The sequence below is a fragment of the Xanthobacter sp. DMC12 genome (assembly GCF_056314105.1).
Window position 1 is genome coordinate 429,488 of record NZ_JBQUYZ010000003.1, and the last position, 19,411, is coordinate 448,898.

The window sequence follows — 19,411 nt, forward strand, 5'->3', positions numbered from 1 at the left end:
TGCGGATCGACGTCATGATCGAAGCCATGCGCCTTTCTTCCTCCCGCCTCGCTGGCGCCGCCCTCGCCGCCACGCTCGCCCTTGGCGCCGTCCCGGCCGCCGCGGCCGATCCGAAGCTCGATCCCGTGCCGCTCATCGAGGGCTGGCTTTTGCCACGCTACGATGCGCTCGCCGCCGCCACCGCCGCGCAGGCGAAGGCCTGGGCCGCCTTCTGCCCCGCCCCCTCGGCTGCCGGCGTCGGGCCGCTGAAGGAGGCCTATGGCAAGGCGGCCGATGCGTGGAATGCGGTGGAGTTCGTCACCTTCGGCCCCATCACCTTGTCGCTCCGGGCCGACCGCATTTCCTTCTTCCCGGACCGGCGCAACGGCGTCACGCGCGGCCTGGCCGAGATCATCGCCGACAGCGATCCCGCCCGCCTCGCGCCGGAGCGCTTCATCCAGTCGAGCGCGGCGGTGCAGGGCCTGCCGGCGCTGGAGCGGCTGCTCTATGAAGAGGGCGCAGCCGATGCGCTCGTTTCCGGCCCCGAGGCCGCGCGGCGCTGCGCGCTGGGCACCGCCATCGCCAACAACCTCGCCACCATCACGGGGGAGATCCGCACGGCCTGGGGCGACAAGTCCACGGGGGTGCTGGGCGCCATCGTCTCCGGCAAGGGTGATCCGGCCTTGTTCCCGGACGTGGGCGCCCTGCCCGGCATGATCCTCACCGACCTCTCCGGCGCCTACCAGCGGGTGACCGACACCAAGCTCCTGCCCGTGCTCGGCGCCAGCCCTGCGGACGCCAAGCCGACGGTCGCCGACAGCTGGCGCTCCGGCCGCTCCGGCCGCGTCGCCGCCAACATGATCCACAGTGCCGACGCGCTCCTCGTCGCCGTGGGCACGCAGATGCCGAGCCGCCCGCAATTCGTGGTCAACAAGGCCGCCACCGCCGCCGATGCCGCCGCCGACAAGCTGCCCGCCGACATCGGCGCAGCCGCCGCCACCGCATCGGGGGCGCAGGGCATCCAGGCAACCATCAAGACCTTCAAGGCCGCGCAGCTCGCCGTCTACAAGCCCATCGCGTCCTATTTCGGCATCTCGCTGGGCTTCAACGCCCTCGATGGCGACTGAGGCGATGGCGTCTGACATGCGCGCGCGCCTCGACCACACGCCCTTCATCGGCCGGCGCGGCCTGCTTCTCGGCGGCGCCGCGCTCCTCGCCTCCGCCGCCTTGCCGGGTGGCCTGCGCGCCGCCGAGCTGGACGAAGGCTGGCTGGCAACGGCGGGCGTCGGCGAAGGCTTCGCCGCCATCGGCCTCGATCCCAGCTTCGCGCCGACCCCCGAGGCGCCCTCCGACGCTCGCCTGCACGGCATCGAGGCGAGCCCGGTGGGTCCGCTCGCCGTGGCGGTGGGGCGGCGGCCGGGGCGCATCGCCTTGGTGTTCGACCGGCGCAAGGGCGGCGTGGTCGCGAGTTTCGGTCCGGGCGAGGCCCGCGTCTTCTCCGGCCATGGCCGCTTCACAGCGGACGGAAGGCTGTTCCTGACCAACGAGATCGAGCGCCCGGCCGACGGCGTGCGCGCCATGGGCCGCGGCGTCGTCGCCGTGCGGGTGGTGGACGGCGGCTTCGCCATCCGTGACGAATGGGCGAGCGGCGGCGACGGCCCGCACGATCTGATGCGCTCGGGCGCCGCCCTCGTGATCGCCAATGGCGGCATCGAGCCCAACACGCCGGAGGCGCGCGACGCCGAGGTGACGGGCTCCGGCATCACCCTCGTGGACCCCGAGAGCGGCGCCGTGCGCGGCGAGGGCAAGCTCTCCGCCGATCTCGCCAGCCTGTCGCTCCGCCACCTCGCCCGCGACGGCGCCGGCGGCACGGTGGTGGCGGCGCAGGACCTGCTGAAGGACGGCGAGGCCCGCCCCCTGCTGTTCCGCATCGCCGCCGATGGCGCCCTCACGCCCTTTGATGCGCCGGACGCCGCCTGGCGGGCGCTGCGCGGCTACGTGGGGTCGGTGGCCTATGATCCCTCCGGCCGCTTCGTCGCCTGCGCCACCCCGCGCGGCAATCAGGTCGCCGTGTGGCAGGCGGACGGGCGCTATATCGGGGCGGTGCCGCTCACCGATGGCTGCGGCCTCGCGGCGGGAGCGGAAGCGGGCACATTCGTCGCGGCATCCGGCTATGGTGAGGTGATCGTGGTGAAGGCCGCGGCCGAGGGCGTCGCCATCACCGCGCGGCGCACCGGCGGGCCGCGCTACGACAACCACATGGTGCGCATCGGCTGATTTTCGCCGACGGTTTTCACTTGGGCTCACGCAACCTTCTTGTTTTTGCGCCATGATCCGGGGCGTGCCCATGTGGGCAGGGGATTGCGAGCAGCGGGAGAATGGCGATGAACTGGGTCGTGCTGGTCGGCAGCGTTCGCAAGGGGTCCCTCAATGCCGCGCTTGCCCGCGCGCTCGCGGGAATCGCGCCGGAGGGGACGACGCTGGAAATCCTGCCCTCCATCGCCGAATTCCCCATCTATGACGGGGATATCGAGGCGGAAGGCTTCCCGGCGCCTGTGACGGTCATGGGGGAGAAGGTCGCGGCGGCGGATGCGCTCGTCATCGTGACGCCGGAATACAATTATTCCGTCCCCGGCGGCCTGAAGAACGCGCTCGACTGGCTGTCGCGCCTGAAGCCGCAGCCGCTGGCCGGCAAGCCCACCCTGATCCTGTCCGCCTCGCCCGGCAGCATGGGCGGCGCACGCGCGCAATATCACCTGCGGCAGGTGCTGGTGGCGCTCAATGCCCACGTCATGAACGTGCCGGAGGTGATGGTCGCCCAGGCCCATACCAAGATCACGGACGGCGTCGTTACCGACCAGGGCACGCTGGACTTCACGAAGAAGCAGCTTTCCGCCTTCGCGACCTTCGTGAAGAGGGCCAAGGCGGGGGAGGCAGCAGGCTGAGGCCCGCTCACCCCTCTGCGTACTCCGCGTAGGACATGGGCGTCTCATAGACCCGCACGGAGGCGAGCGTGGGCAGGAGCGGCTTCATCCGCGTCCAGATCCACGCCGCGATGATCTCGGCGGTCGGGTTTTCCAGCCCCTCGATGTCGTTGAGGCAATAATGGTCCAACTGCTTCAAGAGCGGGCCGAAGGCGTTCTCCACATCGAAGAAGTCCACCACGAAGCCTGTCACCGGGTCCACCGGCCCTTCGAGCGCAAGGTCCACGCGATAGGAATGGCCGTGCACGCGCCGGCAGCGGTGGGTTTCCGGCACGTTGGGCAGGAAATGCGCGGCCTCGAAGGTGAAGCCCTGGGTGATCCGCACGCGGCCGGGCAGCGCCGCAGGGGTGTCACGGGTCGTCATGGAATTCCGATCATCTTGTGGGTCTGGACGGACAGGCGCCAGCGCGGATGGGCGAGGCAATAGGCCACCGCCGCATCTGTGTTCGCGCGGCGATCCGGGCCGTCCATGGGCTGGAGGAAGAAGTTGGTGAAAGGGAGGTTCGCGACCTCGGCGGGATCGAGCCCGGCCTGCGGGAAGACGAGCTTCAGTTCGTGGCCCGCGCGCTGTTTCAGCTCGGTGCCGGCCTTGGGGCTGACGCAGATCCAGTCGAGCCCCTCCGGCGCGACCACCGTGCCGTTGGTCTCCACCGCGATCTCGAAGCCCCGTCCATGCACTGCCGCGATGGCCGCATCGTCCAACTGGAGCAGCGGCTCGCCGCCCGTGAAGACGACGAAGCGGCGTTCGGCGCCCGCCTGTCCCCACACGGCGGCGATGGCATCCGCCAGCGCCTCGGCATCGGCGAAGCGGCCGCCGCCCTCGCCATCCAGGCCGACGAAATCGGTGTCGCAGAAACGGCACTGGGCGGCGGCGCGATCCTCCTCCCGCCCGGACCACAGGTTACACCCCGCGAACCGGCAGAAGACGGCAGCACGCCCCGCCTGCGCCCCCTCCCCCTGCAGGGTGAGGAACATTTCCTTGACTGAATAGGCCATGAGGCGACGCCTTTAGACCGAACGCGCCCGCGAGGGAAGCGCCGGCCCGGCATAGGTCGCCTGCGCGGCCTCTATTGGGCGGGGGCCGGCTGCACGCTGGCGGACTGGCCCACGGGACCGGGCGGATGGGCCGCGCGGGCCTGATCGAGGCCGGTGATGCGCACCCCCTCCATCTGAACCGTGTTGGAGGACGCGGTCCCGTTGGCGCTGGCAAGCGCACTTTGCAGCTGCGGCGCCATTTCCGCCAGTTGCGCGAACTTGCCGTGGTTGAAACTGTCGAGGGCCTTCACGTCGGTCATGTCCACCACGACGGCGCCGAGGCTCACGAGTTCGGTGTCGTTGGCGTATTCGCCGAGCCGCGGCTTTTTCCCGGCAAGGAAGTCGGAGAAGCCGAGCGCCTTGTCGTCGCGCGAGACGACGACGATGAACGGCTTCGGCGGCTTTCCGAAGCGACGCAGCTGGGTCTTGAACACGTCCACGTCGATGTCGGGCGCGGCGAGGATGATGTTGCCGATCTTGTTCACCGGCAGGGTCTTGCCGGAGATGCGGATCTGCCGCAGGGCCTCCACCGTCAGCCAGTTGCCCATGGAGTGGGCGAGGATGCTCACCTGGTCCGCGCCGCTGCCGAAGGCGAGCCGGATGGTCTCCTCGAGCTGGTCGCGCGCGGCGGTGGCGCTGTTGTTGTCGTAGACATAGCCCTCGGTCGTCGCCCGCGAGGCCCAGGTGAAGAGGATGGGGACGGCCGGCGCATCGGAGTCCGTCGCCATCTGCGCGAGGCGGTACAGCGCCTCCGAGAACATGGTGTTGTATCCGTGCACGAAGATGAAGACGTTGCGCTTGCCGGCGGGCCGGCGGGCCAGCTCGCTCTTCAGGTCGCGCAGGAACTCGCCTTCGGTGTCGCGGTAGATGGCCTCGCGCACCACCATGTCGGTGGTGGGATTGCCGAGGCCGTTCTTGGGCCACTCGATCTCGCCCGGCCTGTGGGTGGGCGGCACGGAGAGGTCGATCTTCGCGAAATTGAGCTGGGCGGAGCGCTCACCGTTGAAGAAGACGCCGGGGCGCGGATCACGCTCCCGGGTGGAGGCGACAAGGATCACCTGCTCGCGCGCACCCTCCGCCAGCGGAGCGGAAACCGGGACGAGGGCATCGATGCCGGGGCGATCGGAGCAGCCGGCGACAAGCATCACCACCGTTGCAGCGGCCATGAGGCGCAGGGCCATATTGCGGAACGTCATGCGCCAAAGTCCCCCGAAGTCCGCCACGCCCACCTGCATGCCCCCGCATGGAACGGCCTTCTTGGCACAAACAATGAGGCGGATGAACGGCGATCGCGGGAAATGCTGAACACCGGTGAAATGGTGCCGACGCGGCCACGCTGCCGGTTACCACAAATTGCATGAACGAGCTGACCGGACCCTATTCCACAAAAGGCTCTTGCAAATCGGCAAACCCGGATTGCGAACGTGGTTCTCGTCCCGAAGCGGCTGCGCGCCTATCTCTGGCATCAGACAGATACAGGCTCCGCACGCCGGAGGAGGACGCCATGCCGAACACCACCGAGACCACCGGGCCGCTGACCGGACTTCACCACGTCACGGCCATCACCGCGGATGCGCCCTACAACCACCGTTTCTATACGCAGACGCTTGGCATGCGCCTCGTGAAGAAGACGGTGAACCAGGACGACGTGTCCGCCTATCACCTCTTCTATGCCGATGGGGAAGCCAACCCCGGCACCGACCTCACCTTCTTCGACTGGCCGGTGCCGCGCGAGCGCCGGGGCAGCCACGCCGCCGTGCGCACCTCGCTGCGGGTGCGGGATGAGGCGGCGCTGGAATATTGGGCGGCGCGCCTCACTGACGCGGGCGTTTCCCACGCCGGCATCGAGACACGCGACGACCGCCACCAGCTTCCCTTCGAGGACAGGGAGGGCCAGCGCCTTGCCCTGATCGTCGATGACGGCAAGGGTCCGGGCGTCGCCTGGGCCAAGAGCCCGGTGCCGGAGGCGCACCAGATTCGCGGCCTCGGCCCGATCCTGATCTCGGTGCCGAACCTTGCCCCCACCGCCGCCGTGCTCATCCACGTGATGGGCATGAAGGAGGTGCGCACCTATGCCGCCGAGGACGGCCGCGCCATCCATGTGTTCGAGATGGGCGCAGGCGGCCCCGCCGCCGAGGTGCATGTGAAGGTGGAGCCCGGGCTTTCCCCCGCAGGACAGGGCGCCGGCGCGGTGCATCACGTCGCCTTCCGCGTCACCACCTTCGACCAGTACGAGGAATGGGCGCGGCGGCTGAAGGAGCTGCGCATCCCCAACAGCGGCATGGTGGACCGCTTCTACTTCCGCTCCCTCTATTTCCGTGAGCCCAACGGCGTGCTGTTCGAGCTCGCCACCGACGGGCCGGGATTTGCCGCCGACGAGGATGCCGCGCACCTCGGCGAACGCCTCGCGCTTCCGCCCTTCCTGGAAGGCCGCCGCGCCGCCATCGAGGCCGGGCTGAAGCCGCTCTGAGGGCAGATCCTCTTCGCTGTCATCGCCCGCCTCGTGCGGGCGATCCACCGGGCGGCAACAGGGATTTCGCGAACGCACGCGGTGCCCAGAACGCAAAAAAAGCCGGCCGGACGGGGAGATCCCGTCCGGCCGGCCTTTTGTTTGCGCCTCAGGCGAGCGTCAGGCCCGCTCTTCCAGAGGGTGCGTGCGCAGCCGCATGGGATCGTAGAAGGGGGTGCGCACCACGGTCGCCTCGAAGCTCTCGTCACCGTCGGTGACGGTGAGCGCAGTGCCCAGCGCGGTCACGTCGGGCCGCAGCGAGACCAGCGCCAGCGACTTCATGAGGTGGCGGCTGTAGGTGGTGGAATTCACCACGCCCACCTCGTCGCCATCCTTGAAGATCTTCGCGCCAGGCGTGATCGCCTTGGCCGCCAGCACTTCGAGACCCGCCTGGTGGGTGCGCTCCGTGCCCTTGCGGGCGAGGAGGGCCGCCTTGCCGCGGAAGTCCGGCTTGGACAGGTCCACGGACCAGTCCATCAGCACCTCGAAGGGCGTCGTGTCCTTGTGCGGCATGTCGAAGGGGAAGAACAGCAGGGAGCCTTCCACCCGCACGATGTCGAGGCAGTCCCACGACACCGGCATGGCGCCGAACGGCTTGCCCACCTCGAGGATCTTGTCCCAGAGGAAGACCGCATCCTTCGCCGCGCAGAAGACTTCGTAGCCGCGCTCGGCCGAGTAGCCGCCGCGGGCGAGCGACACCGGAATGCCGAACAGGGTGGTCTTGCCGTGCCCGAAATAGGGCAGGTCCTTCAGCACCATCGGCGTGTGTGGGGAAAGGATGTCGAGGGCGAGCGGGCCCTGCAGGGAGAGGATGTGGACGTCGTTGTCGCGCGCGAAGGTGACGTCGAAGCCCTGCGCCACCACTGGCAGCGCCTCTTCCAGCGCGCCGCCGCCGTGGGACAGGCGGAACTTGCCGTCGCCGTCCACATAGACGAGCACGTCGTCGATGAGCCCGCCTTCGTCATCGACGATGGACGAAATCATGGAGCGGCCGGCCGGGATCTTGGCGATATCGGCGGTGAGCAGCTTGTTGAGGAAGGCGAGGGCGTCCGGGCCGCCGATGTCGATGATCTTCAGGGCGGACACGTCGAAGAGGCCGGCCCGGGTGCGCACCGTCTCCGTCTCCACATGGGGATCGGTGGCGTAGTGCTGGGGAATCGCCATGTCGTTCCAGGATTCCTCCAGCTTGGAGCCGAGGTCCCGGTGACGGCCGTTGAGGATCGATTGGCGCAGAAGGATCGCGCTGGTCATGTGCCCTCTCTTGAAGGATGCCGGCCCGTGCGCCGGGCCCGTCGTTAAGGCGGGCGGCTCAGGCGGCCGGAAGGCCGGCCATGCGCGCCGCGACGACCGCATCCTGATGGCGGGCCAACGTTGCTGTCAATTACTTTTCCTCAGAAGAAATTTCTTTGGTAGCATGGCGCGAAAGGCGGCAAAGGAAAGCGAGGTGGACCCATGCGTCGCCCAGATCGTGGTCATCCAGCAGGCGTCAAACGCCCAACTAATGGGCTTGCACCAAAAATGGCCCGTGGCACTCTCGTTTCTACCGCGTCAAAAAAGTTCACTGAGGGGAACAGGCGCGCCACAGCGTGATCGCAAATGGCAGGGACGGCCGCGGGGACTGCCCGCGCGCCGGCCCGGGCGGAGCTTGAGATATGTCCGAGACAAAGATGTGGGGCAAGGAAGAGTTCTGGGGGCTCGGCTTCGAGTGGGACCCCCAGTGGCTGCTGAGCGCCGAGCAGAAGGACCTGCAGGCGAAGCTCATCGCCTTGTGCGAGACCACGCTGCGCGCGAACGCCGTGGAGAGCGACGCCAACTACATCTACCCCCGCAAGAATTTCGAGGCCCTGGCCACCCTCGGACTGCTCTCGCTGATCGTGCCGAAGGACCTCGGCGGCCTCGGCCAGAACCATGTCTGCGCCGCCATGGTGGTGGAGACCATCGCCCGCTACGGCTGCCCCTCCACCGCCATGTGCTACACCATGCACCTCGGCGCCGTGGCCGCAGCGCTGCTGCGCCACCACGACAACCCGCTCCTTACCGACATCCTGAAGCGGCTGGACACCGACGTGCTCATCGGCACGCTCTCCTATTCCGATCCCGAGACCGGCTCGCACTTCTGGTATCCCATCTCCTCCAAGGCCGAGGCCCATGGCGACGGATGGAAGGTGACCAAGAAGGCCTCCTGGACCACCTCCGGCGGCTTTGCCGACTGGTACATCGTGCAGACCACCAGCCCCGGCTTCTCGGGCGACTATTCCGACCTTTCCTGCTTCCTCGTCACCAAGGACGAGGTGAAGGCCAACCCCTCCGAGTGGGACGGCCTCGGCCTGCGCGGCAACCAGTCCGGCCCCATCGTGGTGGAGAATGCGGTGCTGCCGAAGGAGGCCCTCGTCGGCCCCATCGGCGACGGCGCCAAGTCCAACGACGAGGTGGTGGACCCCTTCTTCCTGACCTGCTCGTCGGCCTGCTGGAACGGCATCTCGCTCGCCGTCATCGACATCGCCAAGCGCCACACCACCCGCAAGACCCACAATGACGTGGGCATGCGCGTCGCCGACTACCCCACCATCCAGGACTATGTGGGCGAGGCGATCATGGACACCAATTCCTGCCGCGCCTTCGACTACCAGATGGCCCAGGCGCTGGATTCGGTGACCAACAATTGCGACTGGTCGATCCACAAGGACATCGACGCGCTGCCCCGCTCCACCCTGCTCCACTGGCTGTGGCAGGTGAAGTTCGAGGCGGCGAAGAACGTCGCCCATGTAGTGGACAAAATGCTCCACGCCACCGGCGGCACGGGCTTCCGCCCGGCGCTCCAGATCGAGCGCTATCTGCGTGACGGCAAGGCCGGCTGGGTGATGGGCCCCACCAACGAGGTACTGCGCCAGTTCGTCGGCAAGGCCGCGCTGCTGGGCTTCGGCTCGCTGGACTACTGGAACAAGTCGATCAACGAGCGCGTGCTCAACAACGAGATCAAGAAGATGGACGAGGCGGAGAAGCGCGCCTTCGCCGAAAAGCTGCTGGCCGAGCTTCAGCCGGCCAAGGTGGCGTAACGCGGGACGCCACCACGCGGAGCCTTCGTCCCTCTCCGTCGCTCAGGAGGGGGGCGAAGGCCCGCGCGCCCGCCATCGAAGGGGATTATCATGGACGGGCTGTCGCATTTCAGAAAGTACCTTGCCATGACGACCATTGATCTCGACGCCCGTTTCGACCCGCGCGAACTGCGCAACGCCCTCGGCCGCTTCGCCACCGGCATCGCCGTAGTGATGGCGCAGGACGAGGACGGCCCCATCGGCGTGACGGTGAATTCCTTCTCCTCCGTCTCGCTGGACCCGCCGCTGATTCTCTTCTCCATGGCCCGCTCGCTGCATTCGCTGGCGCGGCTGGAGAAGGTGAAGGCCTATTCGGTCAACATCCTCATGGAGAGCCAGCAGGACATCTCCAACCGCTTCGCCCGCGCCGGCGAGGACAAGTTCTCCGCCACGCCCTGGGAGGTCGGTCCCTCCGGCGCGCCGCGCCTCGTGCCCGCCCACGCCATCTTCGAATGCGTGCCCTACGCCCATTACGACGGCGGCGACCATGTGATCTTCGTCGGCCGGGTGGTGCATCTGCACGCCGAGGGCGAGGGCGACCCGCTGCTCTATTACCGCGGCAGCTACCGGCTGCTCGCATCCATCGCTCAAGAGGGGTGAATGGACGCCTCCCTGCTTCCGCCCGGCCCTTCCTCGACCACCGCCGCCCGGGAGCGGGTGGTGGTGCGCGGCGGCGGCCTCGCCGCCCTCACGCTCGGCGCCGGAGACCGACTGACCGTGCTGGACCCGGAAGGGCTCCAGCCGGCGCTGGTCTTTGTCACTGATGGAGATGCGGTGGAGGATTGGGAGGCCGCCGGCGTGGAGACGCTGCCGGCTCTGCTGGACCAGGGGGGAGAGGGCAGCGCGGAGGTTGCCCGGCTTCTGGCGGAAAACGGCTTCGCGCCAGCAGCGCTGGCGGGCCGGACATTGCTTTCGCGAGACGGCGGCGCGGGCGCGACGGCGGACGTCGCGGCCCGAGCCGACGTGCTCGTGGTGATCGCCGCCCCCGGGGGCCCCATGTCACCGTATGCGCAGGACGCGCCTACCGACCTCATCGTCACCGTCACCCGTGCGCGGGGCCGCGGCCGTCCCCTCCCCGCCCCGCTCGCGCCGCCGAAGCTCGACGTGCGCGTGCCCGCGGCCGAGGCCCGGGCCTATCGGGTGAAGGCCGGCGACTACATCCAGATCATCGACGTGGACGGCCGCCAGTGCGCCGACTTCCTCGCTTTCGACGCCGCCGCGCTGGAGAAAGGCGTGGAATACGGCCTCGACGCCACCACCACCCGCACGCTCATGGGCGCCGCCTATCCGGGGCCGGGGCTCTACTCCAAATATTACGACGAGCGCCAGCTGCCGCTGGTGGAGGTCGTCCGCGATACTGTCGGGCGCCACGACACCTTCGCCCTCGCCTGCTCGGCGAAATACTATGAGGACATGGGCTATCCCGGCCATGCCAATTGCACGGACAATTTCAACGCCGTGCTCGCACCTTTGGGCATTCGGGAGCGCGCCGGCTGGCCGGCCATCAATTTCTTCTACAACACCGCCGTGGACCACACCAACGCGATCACCATGGACGAGCCGTGGTCGCGGCCCGGCGACTATGTGCTGCTCAAGGCGCTGACCGACCTCGTGTGCGCCACCTCCTCCTGCGCCGATGACATCGACCCAGCCAATGGCTGGGAGCCCACCGACATCCATGTGCGCGTCTATGACGGCGCCGAAAACTTCTCCAAGGGGATCGCGTTCCGCATGAGTGCCGACGCCGAGCCGCGCCTGACGCGCGAGAGCGCTTTCCACCAGAGCCTTGCTGCCCATACGCGGAACTTCGTGGAGTATCGCGGCTTCTGGCTGCCCACCTGCTTCACCAGCGAAGGGCCCATCGCCGAATACTGGGCCTGCCGCGAGAAGGCGGCGGTGATGGACCTCTCCCCGCTGCGCAAGTTCGAGGTGACGGGGCCGGATGCCGAGATTCTGCTCCAGCGCACGGTGACGCGCGACATGCGCAAGCTGGCGGTGGGCCAGGTGGTCTATACCGCGCTCTGCTACGACCATGGCGGCATGATCGATGATGCCACCGTGTTCCGCCTGTCGCCGACCAATTTCCGGCTGGTGTGCGGGGAGGAATTCACCGGCGCCTGGCTGCGCACCAGGGCGGCCGAATGGGCCCTCAACGTCCACGTCCGCTCATCGACCGACCAGTTGCACAACATCGCCGTGCAGGGGCCGCTCGCGCGGGAGATTCTCGCCGGGGTGATCTGGACCGGGCCGACCCAGCCCGCCATCGCCGAGCTGAAGTGGTTCCGCTTCGCGGTCGCGCGCCTCGGTGGCCCCACGGGGCCGGCTCTGGTGGTTTCGCGCACCGGCTATACGGGCGAACTCGGCTTTGAAATCTGGTGCCATCCCAAGGACGGCAAGGCGCTGTTCGATGCGGTGTGGGCGGCGGGCGCACCGAAGGGCATGAAGCCGCTCGGCCTTTCCGCGCTGGACATGCTGCGCATCGAGGCGGGGCTGGTCTTCGCCGGCTACGACTTCTGCGACCAGACCGACCCCTTTGAGGCCGGCATCGGCTTCGCCGTGGCGGACAAGGATGAGGATTTCGTGGGGAAGGCGGCGCTGGCGCGGCGCAAGGCGAACCCGGCCAGGAAGCTCGTGGGACTCAAGATCGAGGACAACGATGCGGTGGGCCATGGCGACCCGCTGTTCGTCGGCCGGGCGCAGGTGGGCCTCGTCACCAGCGCCACGCGCTCGCCCATCCTGAAGGCCCAGATCGCCCTCGCCCGCATTGATGTGGCCCATGCCGCGACCGGCACGGCCCTCGAGATCGGCAAGCTGGATGGGCACAGGAAGCGCATCGGCGCCGAGATCGTGCCCTTCCCCCATTTCGATCCGCAGAAGACGAGGGTGAGATCCTGACCTGTCATCGCCCGCGCGATGACACTTGAGCAGAGGTAAAACCAGCCCGGCCCCGCGCATTGCACTGCGGGGCCGCAGGCATTTGTTTCCCTAACGATAGTATGCCCAAGCATTGAGCGGGCGATGCGTGCAAATTGAGCCGCTTTCACCATCCAGTTGGCCAATTTATACGTTGACAAAAAAGTTTCTTCTCTGGAAACTCCCCTCCATAATTGAGGGGAATAACATGAGCATCGCAGCAACCAACGAGGCGATCGCCGCGCCTGAGGCCGGCACGCTTCAACGCAAGATCAGCTGGACCGGCGCCTTCTGGATCGCGAGCGGCGTGCCCGCCCTCGTGCTCTTCTCCATTGGTGCCATCGGCGCCACGGTGGGCGCGCCGGCCTGGTTCGTGTGGATCCTGTCCATCATCTTCGGCTTCATCCAGGCCTTTTCCTACGCCGAGATCGCCGGCCTGTTCCCGCACAAGTCGGGCGGCGCCTCGGTCTACGGCGCCATCGCCTGGGTGCGCTACGGCAAGCTGCTCGCGCCGTTCTCGGTGTGGTGCAACTGGCTGGCCTGGTCGCCGGTGCTGTCCATCGGCTCGGGCCTGGCGGCGGGCTACGTGCTCTCCATCCTGTTCGCGCCGGATGCGGCCATCAACACCTGGCAGCTCACGCTGGTGGATCTCGGCTGGCTGAAGGCGGGCCTCGCGCTGCGCATCAACGCCACCTTCATCCTCGGCGCGGTGCTGCTCCTCGTCGCCTTCGCCATCCAGCACCGCGGCATCAGCCAGACCGCCAAGGTGCAGGTCATCCTCGGCGTGGTGGCGCTGCTGCCGCTGATCCTCATCGGCCTCGTGCCTCTGTTCACCGGCGACGTGCTCGCCGCCAACCTCGGGCCGTTCGCCCCGCTGGCCAAGGACGAGGCCGGCAAGGTGATCGCCGGCGAGTGGAACATGGCGGGCCTCACCCTGATGGCCGGCGGCCTCTTCATCGCCGCGTGGTCCACCTACGGCTTCGAGACCGCGGTGTGCTACACGCGCGAGTTCCGCGACCCGAAGACGGATACGTTCAAGGCCATCCTCTACTCGGGCCTGCTCTGCATCTTCGTCTTCACCATCGTGCCCATCTCCTTCCAGGGCGTGCTCGGCCTCGGCCAGCTCGTGACCCCCGCGGTGGTGGATGCCTCCGGCACGGTGACGACGCCGGCGGTCTATTCCGGCATCCTCTCCGCGGACATCTATTCCGGCATGGGTGTCGCGAGCGCCATGGCCGACATGATCAAGGGCGGACCCATCGTCCACACCGTGATCGTGGTGATGCTGATCCTCGCGCTCATGCTGGCCATCATCACCTCCATGGCCGGCTCCTCCCGCACGCTCTACCAGGCGTCGGTGGACGGCTGGCTGCCCAAGTACCTCAGCCACGTGAACGAGAACGGCGCCCCCACCCGCGCCATGTGGACGGACCTCGGGTTCAACCTCATCCTGCTGATGATGTCGGACTACGTGTTCATCCTTGCCATCTCCAACGTCTGCTACATCCTCTTCAACTTCCTGAACCTGAATTCCGCCTGGATGCACCGCATCGACCGCCCCGCCTGGGAGCGCCCCTTCAAGGCCCCCGTCTGGCTCCTCGGCATGGGTACGGTGCTTGCCTACGTGAACCTGTTCCTGCTCGGCATGGGTGCCGACATCTGGGGCGCGGGCACGCTGGTCACCGGGCTCATCGTATCGGCCGCCATCATCCCGGTGTTCCTGTTCCGGCACTATGTGACGGACAAGGGCCAGTTCCCGGCCGCAATGATGGAGGACATGCACCTCAAGGCCGAACCCGGTGCCGGCACGCGAGCGGGGATGCTGCCCTACCTCGCCCTCGTGCTTGGCGCCGTTGTCATCATCGTGGCCCGCAGCATTGCGGTCTATTGAACGGAGACGAAATGAGCGACCAGGGTATCAAGAGCCGCCCGACGTACGCCCCCATCGCCCCGGACCCGTCCGGACGGCACCACCTTCTGGTGGTTGAGGCGGCCGAGGTCCCGGCTGAAGCGCTGGCGGAGGGGGTCACCCCCTCCGCCTTCGAGGTCTGGACGGTGGCCCGGCGCAGCGCCGTGCCCTCCGCCCCGGCCATGGAGGAGGCGCCGGGCAGCGTCGCCGTCTTCCGCTCTGTGCCGCACCTGTTTTCCGCGCTGGAGGAGCGGCTCGCCCGCGAAACCATGGGGCTGCGCCTCTATGCGGCCGGCGCCGAGCCGTTCCTGTGGGATGTGTGGGGGCGCGCCGACAAGGCCGGCCTCAGCCGGCAGGAGACCGCCTTCGCCGCGGTCGGCCCGAAGGCGCGGCGCATCTATTGCGTCCACTGCCGGACGGTGAGCGAGGGTGTCACTACCTCCATCTTCACCTGCCCGGGCTGCGGCGCATCCCTGTTCGTGCGCGATCATTTCTCACGGCGGCTCGCCGCCTTCATGGCCGTCCAGGTGGACGCCGAGGTGCCCGGTGAGGTGCCTGAGGCCGAGGAGCTTTACGCATGAACGCCGCCCAGCCCTTCAATGTGCGCGTGCGCGAGATCGTCGAGCTTGCGCCGAGCCTCAAGCGCTTCTCCTTCGAACCCGCCCACGGCGGCGTGTTCCCCACCCCGCCGGCAGGAGGGCACGTGCTCCTCACCCTGCGCGACGGGGCGCGGGTGATGAAGAACGCCTATTCCCTCGTCTCCCCGCCCTCTGAGCGGGCGCGCTACGACATCATCGTGCGCCTCGTCGCCCAGTCGCGCGGCGGCTCCTCCTATCTCCATCGCCGGGTCGCGCCGGGCGACGTGCTGGAGATGGCCAATCCGGTGAGCCTCTTCCCGCTCGCCTCCACCGCGAAGAAGCACCTGCTCATCGGCGGCGGCATCGGCATCACCCCGCTCCTGTCCTTCCTGCCGGAGCTGAAGGCGCGCGGCGCGCGCTTCGAGCTGCACCAGCTCGCCACGCTGGAGGAAGTGCCGGTGTTCGAGCGCCTGCTCGCGCCCTATGCGGCGGGTGAGGAAATCCGCGTGCATGGCGGCGGCCGCGCTGCCTTCGATCTCGCCGGCCTGCTGGCGCGCCAGCCGCTGGGCACCCATGTCTATGTCTGCGGGCCGCACAGCCTGATGGAGGCGGTGGCCTCCACCGCCGCCGCGCTCGGCTGGCCCAAGGGCAAGGTGCACAAGGAGAGCTTCGGCGGCGACGTCACCGGCCTTCCCTTCCGCGCCGTGCTCCGGAAGTCCGGCATCGAGGTGGAGGTGGGCGAGAGCCAGAGCCTGCTCGAGGCCATCGAGGCGGCCGGCGTGGACGCCCCGTGCCTGTGCCGCGGCGGCGCCTGCGGCCAGTGCGCCACGCCTCTCGTCGAGGGCGAGGCGGAGCACCGCGACGACTTCCTCTCCGCGGAGGAGAAGGCGGCCGGCACCCTCATCATGACCTGCGTGTCGCGCGCCCGCGGCCCGCGCATCGTCATCGACCTGTGATCCCGGGAGGTTCCATGACCCTTCAGTTCAAGCCCGCAGAGACCTTCCGCGACACCTTCACCTACAAGAAGTCGCCCGAGGACCTCCTGCGCTTCCCGTTCCCGTTCCCCGAAGACAGCTACATGTATTCGGTGAACATTGAGCCCCACGTGCGCGGGGGGCCCACCGCAGCCTTCCAGGCGGCGTTCGACATCGACGAGCACTATATCGCCGAGTGCAAGGAGCGCGCCCGCATCCTTGCCGAGGACCCCAAGCGCTGCCAGGTGCTGCCGCACATGATGACGGCGGAGTGGGACAGCCTCGAGCTCATCATGGAGAGCCTCGCGGCTGATTATCCCGAGCACTTCACCCTGTCCAAGGACGGCGACGCCTGGACCTGGGTGAACCGGCCGCTCGGCATCCAGCAGAGCTTCATCTTCGGCAAGGCCGAGACGCTGCCCTGCGGGCCGTTCGAGTACATCACCCGGCAGGCGCAGGGCGATTTCACCCTCCAGGACCAGCGCGAGGACAACCTCTTCGTGGACGGCGGCATGGTGACGACCCAGGCCGATTGGTCGCTGGAGTTCGACATCGGCATGAGCTTCCAGGAATGGCACGGCCCGGTGCCGCTGGCGCACGAGAAGGGCGTGTTCGACCGCGCCCTGAAGTATCTCCTGCGCCTCCAGTACGGCCAGCCGGTGCGCCGCCTGAACTGGACCATGACGGTGAACCCGCGCCTCGACACCTCGCCGGAGAATTATCCGGTGTGGGGGCCGGACAAGGCGTCGATCACGCCGGAGAACGTGGCGGAGAAGGTGCATCTGCGCGTGGAGCTGCAGACGCTCTATCGCCTGCCCCGCTCCAACGCCATCCTGTTCGGCATCCGCTGCTATCTCACCAGCGTCGCCGACATCGCCAAGGTGCCGAAGTGGCGCCGGCGGCTGCATCGCGTGCTGCGCGACCTGCATCCGGACATCGCCGCCTACAAGGGCATTCCGCGCTTCCGCCAGATGGTGGTGGACCACCTCGCGCCCCTGGACGACGGCTCGCCCACCTCGCCCGGCATCGCGCCGGATGTGGAGAAGATCGAGGCCTGACCTTAAGGCCCGAGAAAGCCAGCCTGCCGCCGCTCAGATCGGCGGCAGGTTGAGCCATTTCTGGAAGGCGTTGAGCACCAGATTGACCGAGAAGGCGGCGAGCAGGATGCCCATGATCCGCCGCAGGAGGCTCGCTCCGCCCTCGCCGAGCACCTTGGCGATGTAGTCGCCCAGCCAGAAGATGGCGAAAAGCACCAGCGACATCAGCACCAGCACGCTCACCGTGACGAGGTGCTGGGAGAGCGGCGCGCCCCGGTTGTTGTCGGAGAACAGCACCATGGCGAGGATGGCGCCCGGCCCGGCGATGATGGGCGTCGCAATCGGATAGATGGCGATATGGGTCAGCCGCCGCTCGGGGGCGGGCGTGACGGCATGGGGTGTCATCGCCCCGAAGATCATGGTCATCGAGAAATAGAACAGGATGATGCCGCCGGAGATCTGGAAGGCGAGGATGGAGATGCCCATCGCCTCCAGCAGCATCCGACCGATCAGCGTGAACACCACGAGGATCAGGAAGGCGAAGGCGGTGCCCATGGCCGCCACCTTGTGCCGCTCCTGCCGGTCGAGATGGTCGGTGGTGGCGAGGAACATGCTGAGATGGCTCAGCGGCTCCAGCACGACCCAGAGCGTCACCAGCTGGCTCGCGAACAGGTTCAGATCGTCGATCATCGGCACCCCCTGCACCCCTTATTACCTCAAGGGAATGGGCTGGCAACCGGCAGAGGGGCTCTGCAGCCTTGACATGACGCAACGACAAGCTGAAGCCTTCGGGTACCTTGATCTTGTGTCAGGAGGAAACGCCAAATGGTGCAGAACATAAAAAGCGTACTCATCGGCATGACCGAAGAGGGCATCGACGAGCCCTCTGCCGCGCTCGCCTATGGCCTCTCGCTGGCCCAGCAATCCGGCGCGCACGCCACCATCCAGGCGGCCTCGCTCAAGGTGGTGATGGGGAATGCCTTCGTCAGCAACGTCGCGACCGGCCTCGTCGCCGCCCACAACCGCCGGCTGAAGCAGCTTGCGCAGGCCGTGGCAGAGCGGGCGCGGGGCGATGCGGCGGCGGCCGGTGTCGCAGCCTCGGTGGAGGCGCCGCAGCTCGCCTATGGCCAGTTGGTGGAGCTGTTCGTCGCGCAGGCGCGGGTCCATGACATCGCTGTGCTCGACGCGGAGGTCGCGACCGTCAATGCCGATCGGGGGCTGATCGAGGCGCTGCTGTTCGAGAGCGGCCGTCCGGTTATCGTGGTGCCGCCCGGCGTGGACACCTTCAGGCACGACCGCGTTCTGATCGCCTGGGACGCCAGCGTGCGGGCGACGCGGGCCGTCAACGACGCCATGGGCATCCTCAAGTCCGCCGCTTCGGTGGAGGTGCTTGCCATCGGCTCGGAAAAGGAGCTGGCGCACGAGGTGCCCGGCGCCGAGCTGGCGCCCCATCTGGCGCGCCATGGCGTCCATGTGGAGGTGAAGAATCTGGTGGTGAGCCCGGATGGCGTCGCCGAGACCCTGCGGGAGCAGGCCGGGCTGATCGGTGCCGACCTCATCGTCATGGGCGCCTTCAACCACTCGCGCATCCGCGAATGGGTGCTGGGAGGGGTCACCGAGTCGCTGCTGGAGGACTGCAGGGTTCCCCTGCTCATGTCCTACTGAGGCCCGCACGGCCGACCGCGGCGCGCCTCAGGCGGCCGCGCAGCCTGTCGCGAAATCCTGTCCCCGCTTTCCACGCCCGCACCGCCTCAGGCGGCGGGCGCCTTCAGCGCGCAGATCAGCTCACCGGCTGCCAGCGGCCGTCTGCCGTGCGGCAGGCGGCGCCGCGGGCGATCTGGGGGCGATTGTCGATATAGATGGTGTGGGAATAGTCGCGGCAGCTCTGGTAGCCGGCGCGGTTGTAGGGCGGGCCGGCGATGACCGTCCCGCGCGCGTTGCCGTCGCCCTTCCAGCCGATGGGATAGCCGGGGCCGCCCGTCTCCAGCGCCGAAATCTCGGCGTCGTAGGCGCGCTGCCGGTCGCCGTCGTCGAGCCCGTTGCCGATTCCGCCGCTGATGAGGCCGCCGGACACCGTACCCGACATCACGGGCGCGGTGGGCAGGGCCGCGAGCGCCGCCGTCGCCTTGTTGCCCGTGTTGTCGGTCGCGCACCCGCCGAGCGCAAGGGCGAGGACCGCTGCGAACGCGGGAGGGACGCGGAACACGCGGACGAACATGAACAGGCCTCGGGCAGAACAACGGGCAGGACGGACCCGGGCAAATGCCCGTGCACGTCATCAACGCTCAGACCAGCCCATCGGATCACCGATTGGGGCGACAAAGAGGCTGACGGGCTCTCTTAGGCGCCGCAAGCCTCACTGTGAAGACGGTTTGCCGCAGCCTGTGGCGCCACGGTG

18 protein-coding genes are annotated in these 19,411 nt (G+C 68.1%); 12 read left to right on the top strand and 6 right to left on the bottom strand.

Annotated elements, in window-relative coordinates:
• Window positions 1-14 precede the first annotated feature (14 nt).
• From ACT535_RS15135 to ACT535_RS15145, 3 genes are all read left to right on the top strand, one after another.
• Window positions 15-1,106, top strand: a complete 1,092-nt coding sequence (locus ACT535_RS15135; protein ID WP_476365036.1) for an imelysin family protein — start codon at window positions 15-17, stop codon at window positions 1,104-1,106.
• Between the two features lie 4 nt (window positions 1,107-1,110).
• Window positions 1,111-2,256 carry a DUF1513 domain-containing protein gene (locus tag ACT535_RS15140; protein WP_476365037.1) on the top strand — a complete coding sequence of 382 codons (1,146 nt, stop codon included), beginning with the start codon at window positions 1,111-1,113 and terminating at the stop codon, window positions 2,254-2,256.
• 107 nt (window positions 2,257-2,363) lie between these two features.
• Window positions 2,364-2,924 carry an NADPH-dependent FMN reductase gene (locus ACT535_RS15145; RefSeq protein WP_476365038.1) on the top strand — a complete coding sequence of 187 codons (561 nt, stop codon included), beginning with the start codon at window positions 2,364-2,366 and terminating at the stop codon, window positions 2,922-2,924.
• Window positions 2,925-2,931: 7 nt separating this feature from the next.
• On the opposite strand, the gene queD is transcribed toward ACT535_RS15145, so the two are convergent.
• From queD to ACT535_RS15160, 3 genes are all read right to left on the bottom strand, one after another.
• Window positions 2,932-3,288 (bottom strand): 6-carboxytetrahydropterin synthase QueD, encoded by a 357-nt coding sequence (gene queD, locus ACT535_RS15150; RefSeq protein ID WP_168459270.1) that lies wholly within the window; start codon window positions 3,286-3,288, stop codon window positions 2,932-2,934.
• Window positions 3,289-3,323: 35 nt separating this feature from the next.
• Window positions 3,324-3,959 (bottom strand): 7-carboxy-7-deazaguanine synthase, encoded by a 636-nt coding sequence (gene queE, locus ACT535_RS15155; RefSeq protein ID WP_476365039.1) that lies wholly within the window; start codon window positions 3,957-3,959, stop codon window positions 3,324-3,326.
• A 71-nt stretch (window positions 3,960-4,030) separates the two neighbouring features.
• On the bottom strand, window positions 4,031-5,194 hold the full coding sequence (locus ACT535_RS15160) for an alpha/beta hydrolase (RefSeq protein ID WP_476365040.1): 1,164 nt from the start codon (window positions 5,192-5,194) through the stop codon (window positions 4,031-4,033).
• Between the two features lie 308 nt (window positions 5,195-5,502).
• Here ACT535_RS15160 and ACT535_RS15165 point away from each other — a divergent pair, with 308 nt between their 5' ends.
• A complete protein-coding gene (locus ACT535_RS15165) occupies window positions 5,503-6,468 on the top strand; it encodes a ring-cleaving dioxygenase (RefSeq protein WP_476365041.1) in 966 nt (321 codons plus the stop codon).
• 159 nt (window positions 6,469-6,627) lie between these two features.
• Here the strand turns inward: ACT535_RS15165 and ACT535_RS15170 are convergent, their stop codons facing one another.
• Window positions 6,628-7,758 carry an aminomethyl transferase family protein gene (locus ACT535_RS15170; RefSeq protein ID WP_476365042.1) on the bottom strand — a complete coding sequence of 377 codons (1,131 nt, stop codon included), beginning with the start codon at window positions 7,756-7,758 and terminating at the stop codon, window positions 6,628-6,630.
• A gap of 401 nt (window positions 7,759-8,159) precedes the next feature.
• Here ACT535_RS15170 and ACT535_RS15175 point away from each other — a divergent pair, with 401 nt between their 5' ends.
• The 7 genes from ACT535_RS15175 (at window position 8,160) to ACT535_RS15205 (ending at window position 17,034) form a co-directional block, all read left to right on the top strand.
• Entirely contained in the window at window positions 8,160-9,563 is a 1,404-nt protein-coding gene (locus ACT535_RS15175) for an acyl-CoA dehydrogenase family protein (protein WP_476365043.1), read from the top strand.
• Between the two features lie 90 nt (window positions 9,564-9,653).
• The gene (locus tag ACT535_RS15180) at window positions 9,654-10,202 is read left to right on the top strand and encodes a flavin reductase family protein (RefSeq protein WP_168459169.1); all 549 of its coding nucleotides are present in this window, start codon (window positions 9,654-9,656) and stop codon (window positions 10,200-10,202) included.
• Entirely contained in the window at window positions 10,203-12,497 is a 2,295-nt protein-coding gene (locus ACT535_RS15185; protein WP_476365044.1) for a DUF1989 domain-containing protein, read from the top strand.
• Window positions 12,498-12,723: 226 nt separating this feature from the next.
• Window positions 12,724-14,406, top strand: a complete 1,683-nt coding sequence (locus ACT535_RS15190; RefSeq protein ID WP_476365045.1) for an APC family permease — start codon at window positions 12,724-12,726, stop codon at window positions 14,404-14,406.
• Window positions 14,407-14,417: 11 nt separating this feature from the next.
• The gene (locus tag ACT535_RS15195; protein WP_476365046.1) at window positions 14,418-15,005 is read left to right on the top strand and encodes a dimethylamine monooxygenase subunit DmmA family protein; all 588 of its coding nucleotides are present in this window, start codon (window positions 14,418-14,420) and stop codon (window positions 15,003-15,005) included.
• Window positions 15,002-15,958, top strand: coding sequence for a PDR/VanB family oxidoreductase (locus ACT535_RS15200; protein WP_476365047.1), 957 nt, complete (start codon window positions 15,002-15,004; stop codon window positions 15,956-15,958). The genes ACT535_RS15195 and ACT535_RS15200 overlap by 4 nt, the downstream gene beginning before the upstream one ends.
• A gap of 14 nt (window positions 15,959-15,972) precedes the next feature.
• Entirely contained in the window at window positions 15,973-17,034 is a 1,062-nt protein-coding gene (locus tag ACT535_RS15205) for a heme-dependent oxidative N-demethylase family protein (protein ID WP_476365048.1), read from the top strand.
• Window positions 17,035-17,067: 33 nt separating this feature from the next.
• On the opposite strand, the gene ACT535_RS15210 is transcribed toward ACT535_RS15205, so the two are convergent.
• Window positions 17,068-17,703 (bottom strand): MarC family protein, encoded by a 636-nt coding sequence (locus tag ACT535_RS15210; RefSeq protein WP_476328433.1) that lies wholly within the window; start codon window positions 17,701-17,703, stop codon window positions 17,068-17,070.
• A gap of 135 nt (window positions 17,704-17,838) precedes the next feature.
• On the opposite strand from ACT535_RS15210, the gene ACT535_RS15215 reads away from it, so the two are divergent.
• Window positions 17,839-18,678, top strand: coding sequence for a universal stress protein (locus ACT535_RS15215; RefSeq protein ID WP_476365049.1), 840 nt, complete (start codon window positions 17,839-17,841; stop codon window positions 18,676-18,678).
• Between the two features lie 115 nt (window positions 18,679-18,793).
• Here the strand turns inward: ACT535_RS15215 and ACT535_RS15220 are convergent, their stop codons facing one another.
• Window positions 18,794-19,231 (bottom strand): hypothetical protein, encoded by a 438-nt coding sequence (locus ACT535_RS15220; RefSeq protein WP_476365050.1) that lies wholly within the window; start codon window positions 19,229-19,231, stop codon window positions 18,794-18,796.
• Between the last annotated feature and the right edge of the window lie 180 nt (window positions 19,232-19,411).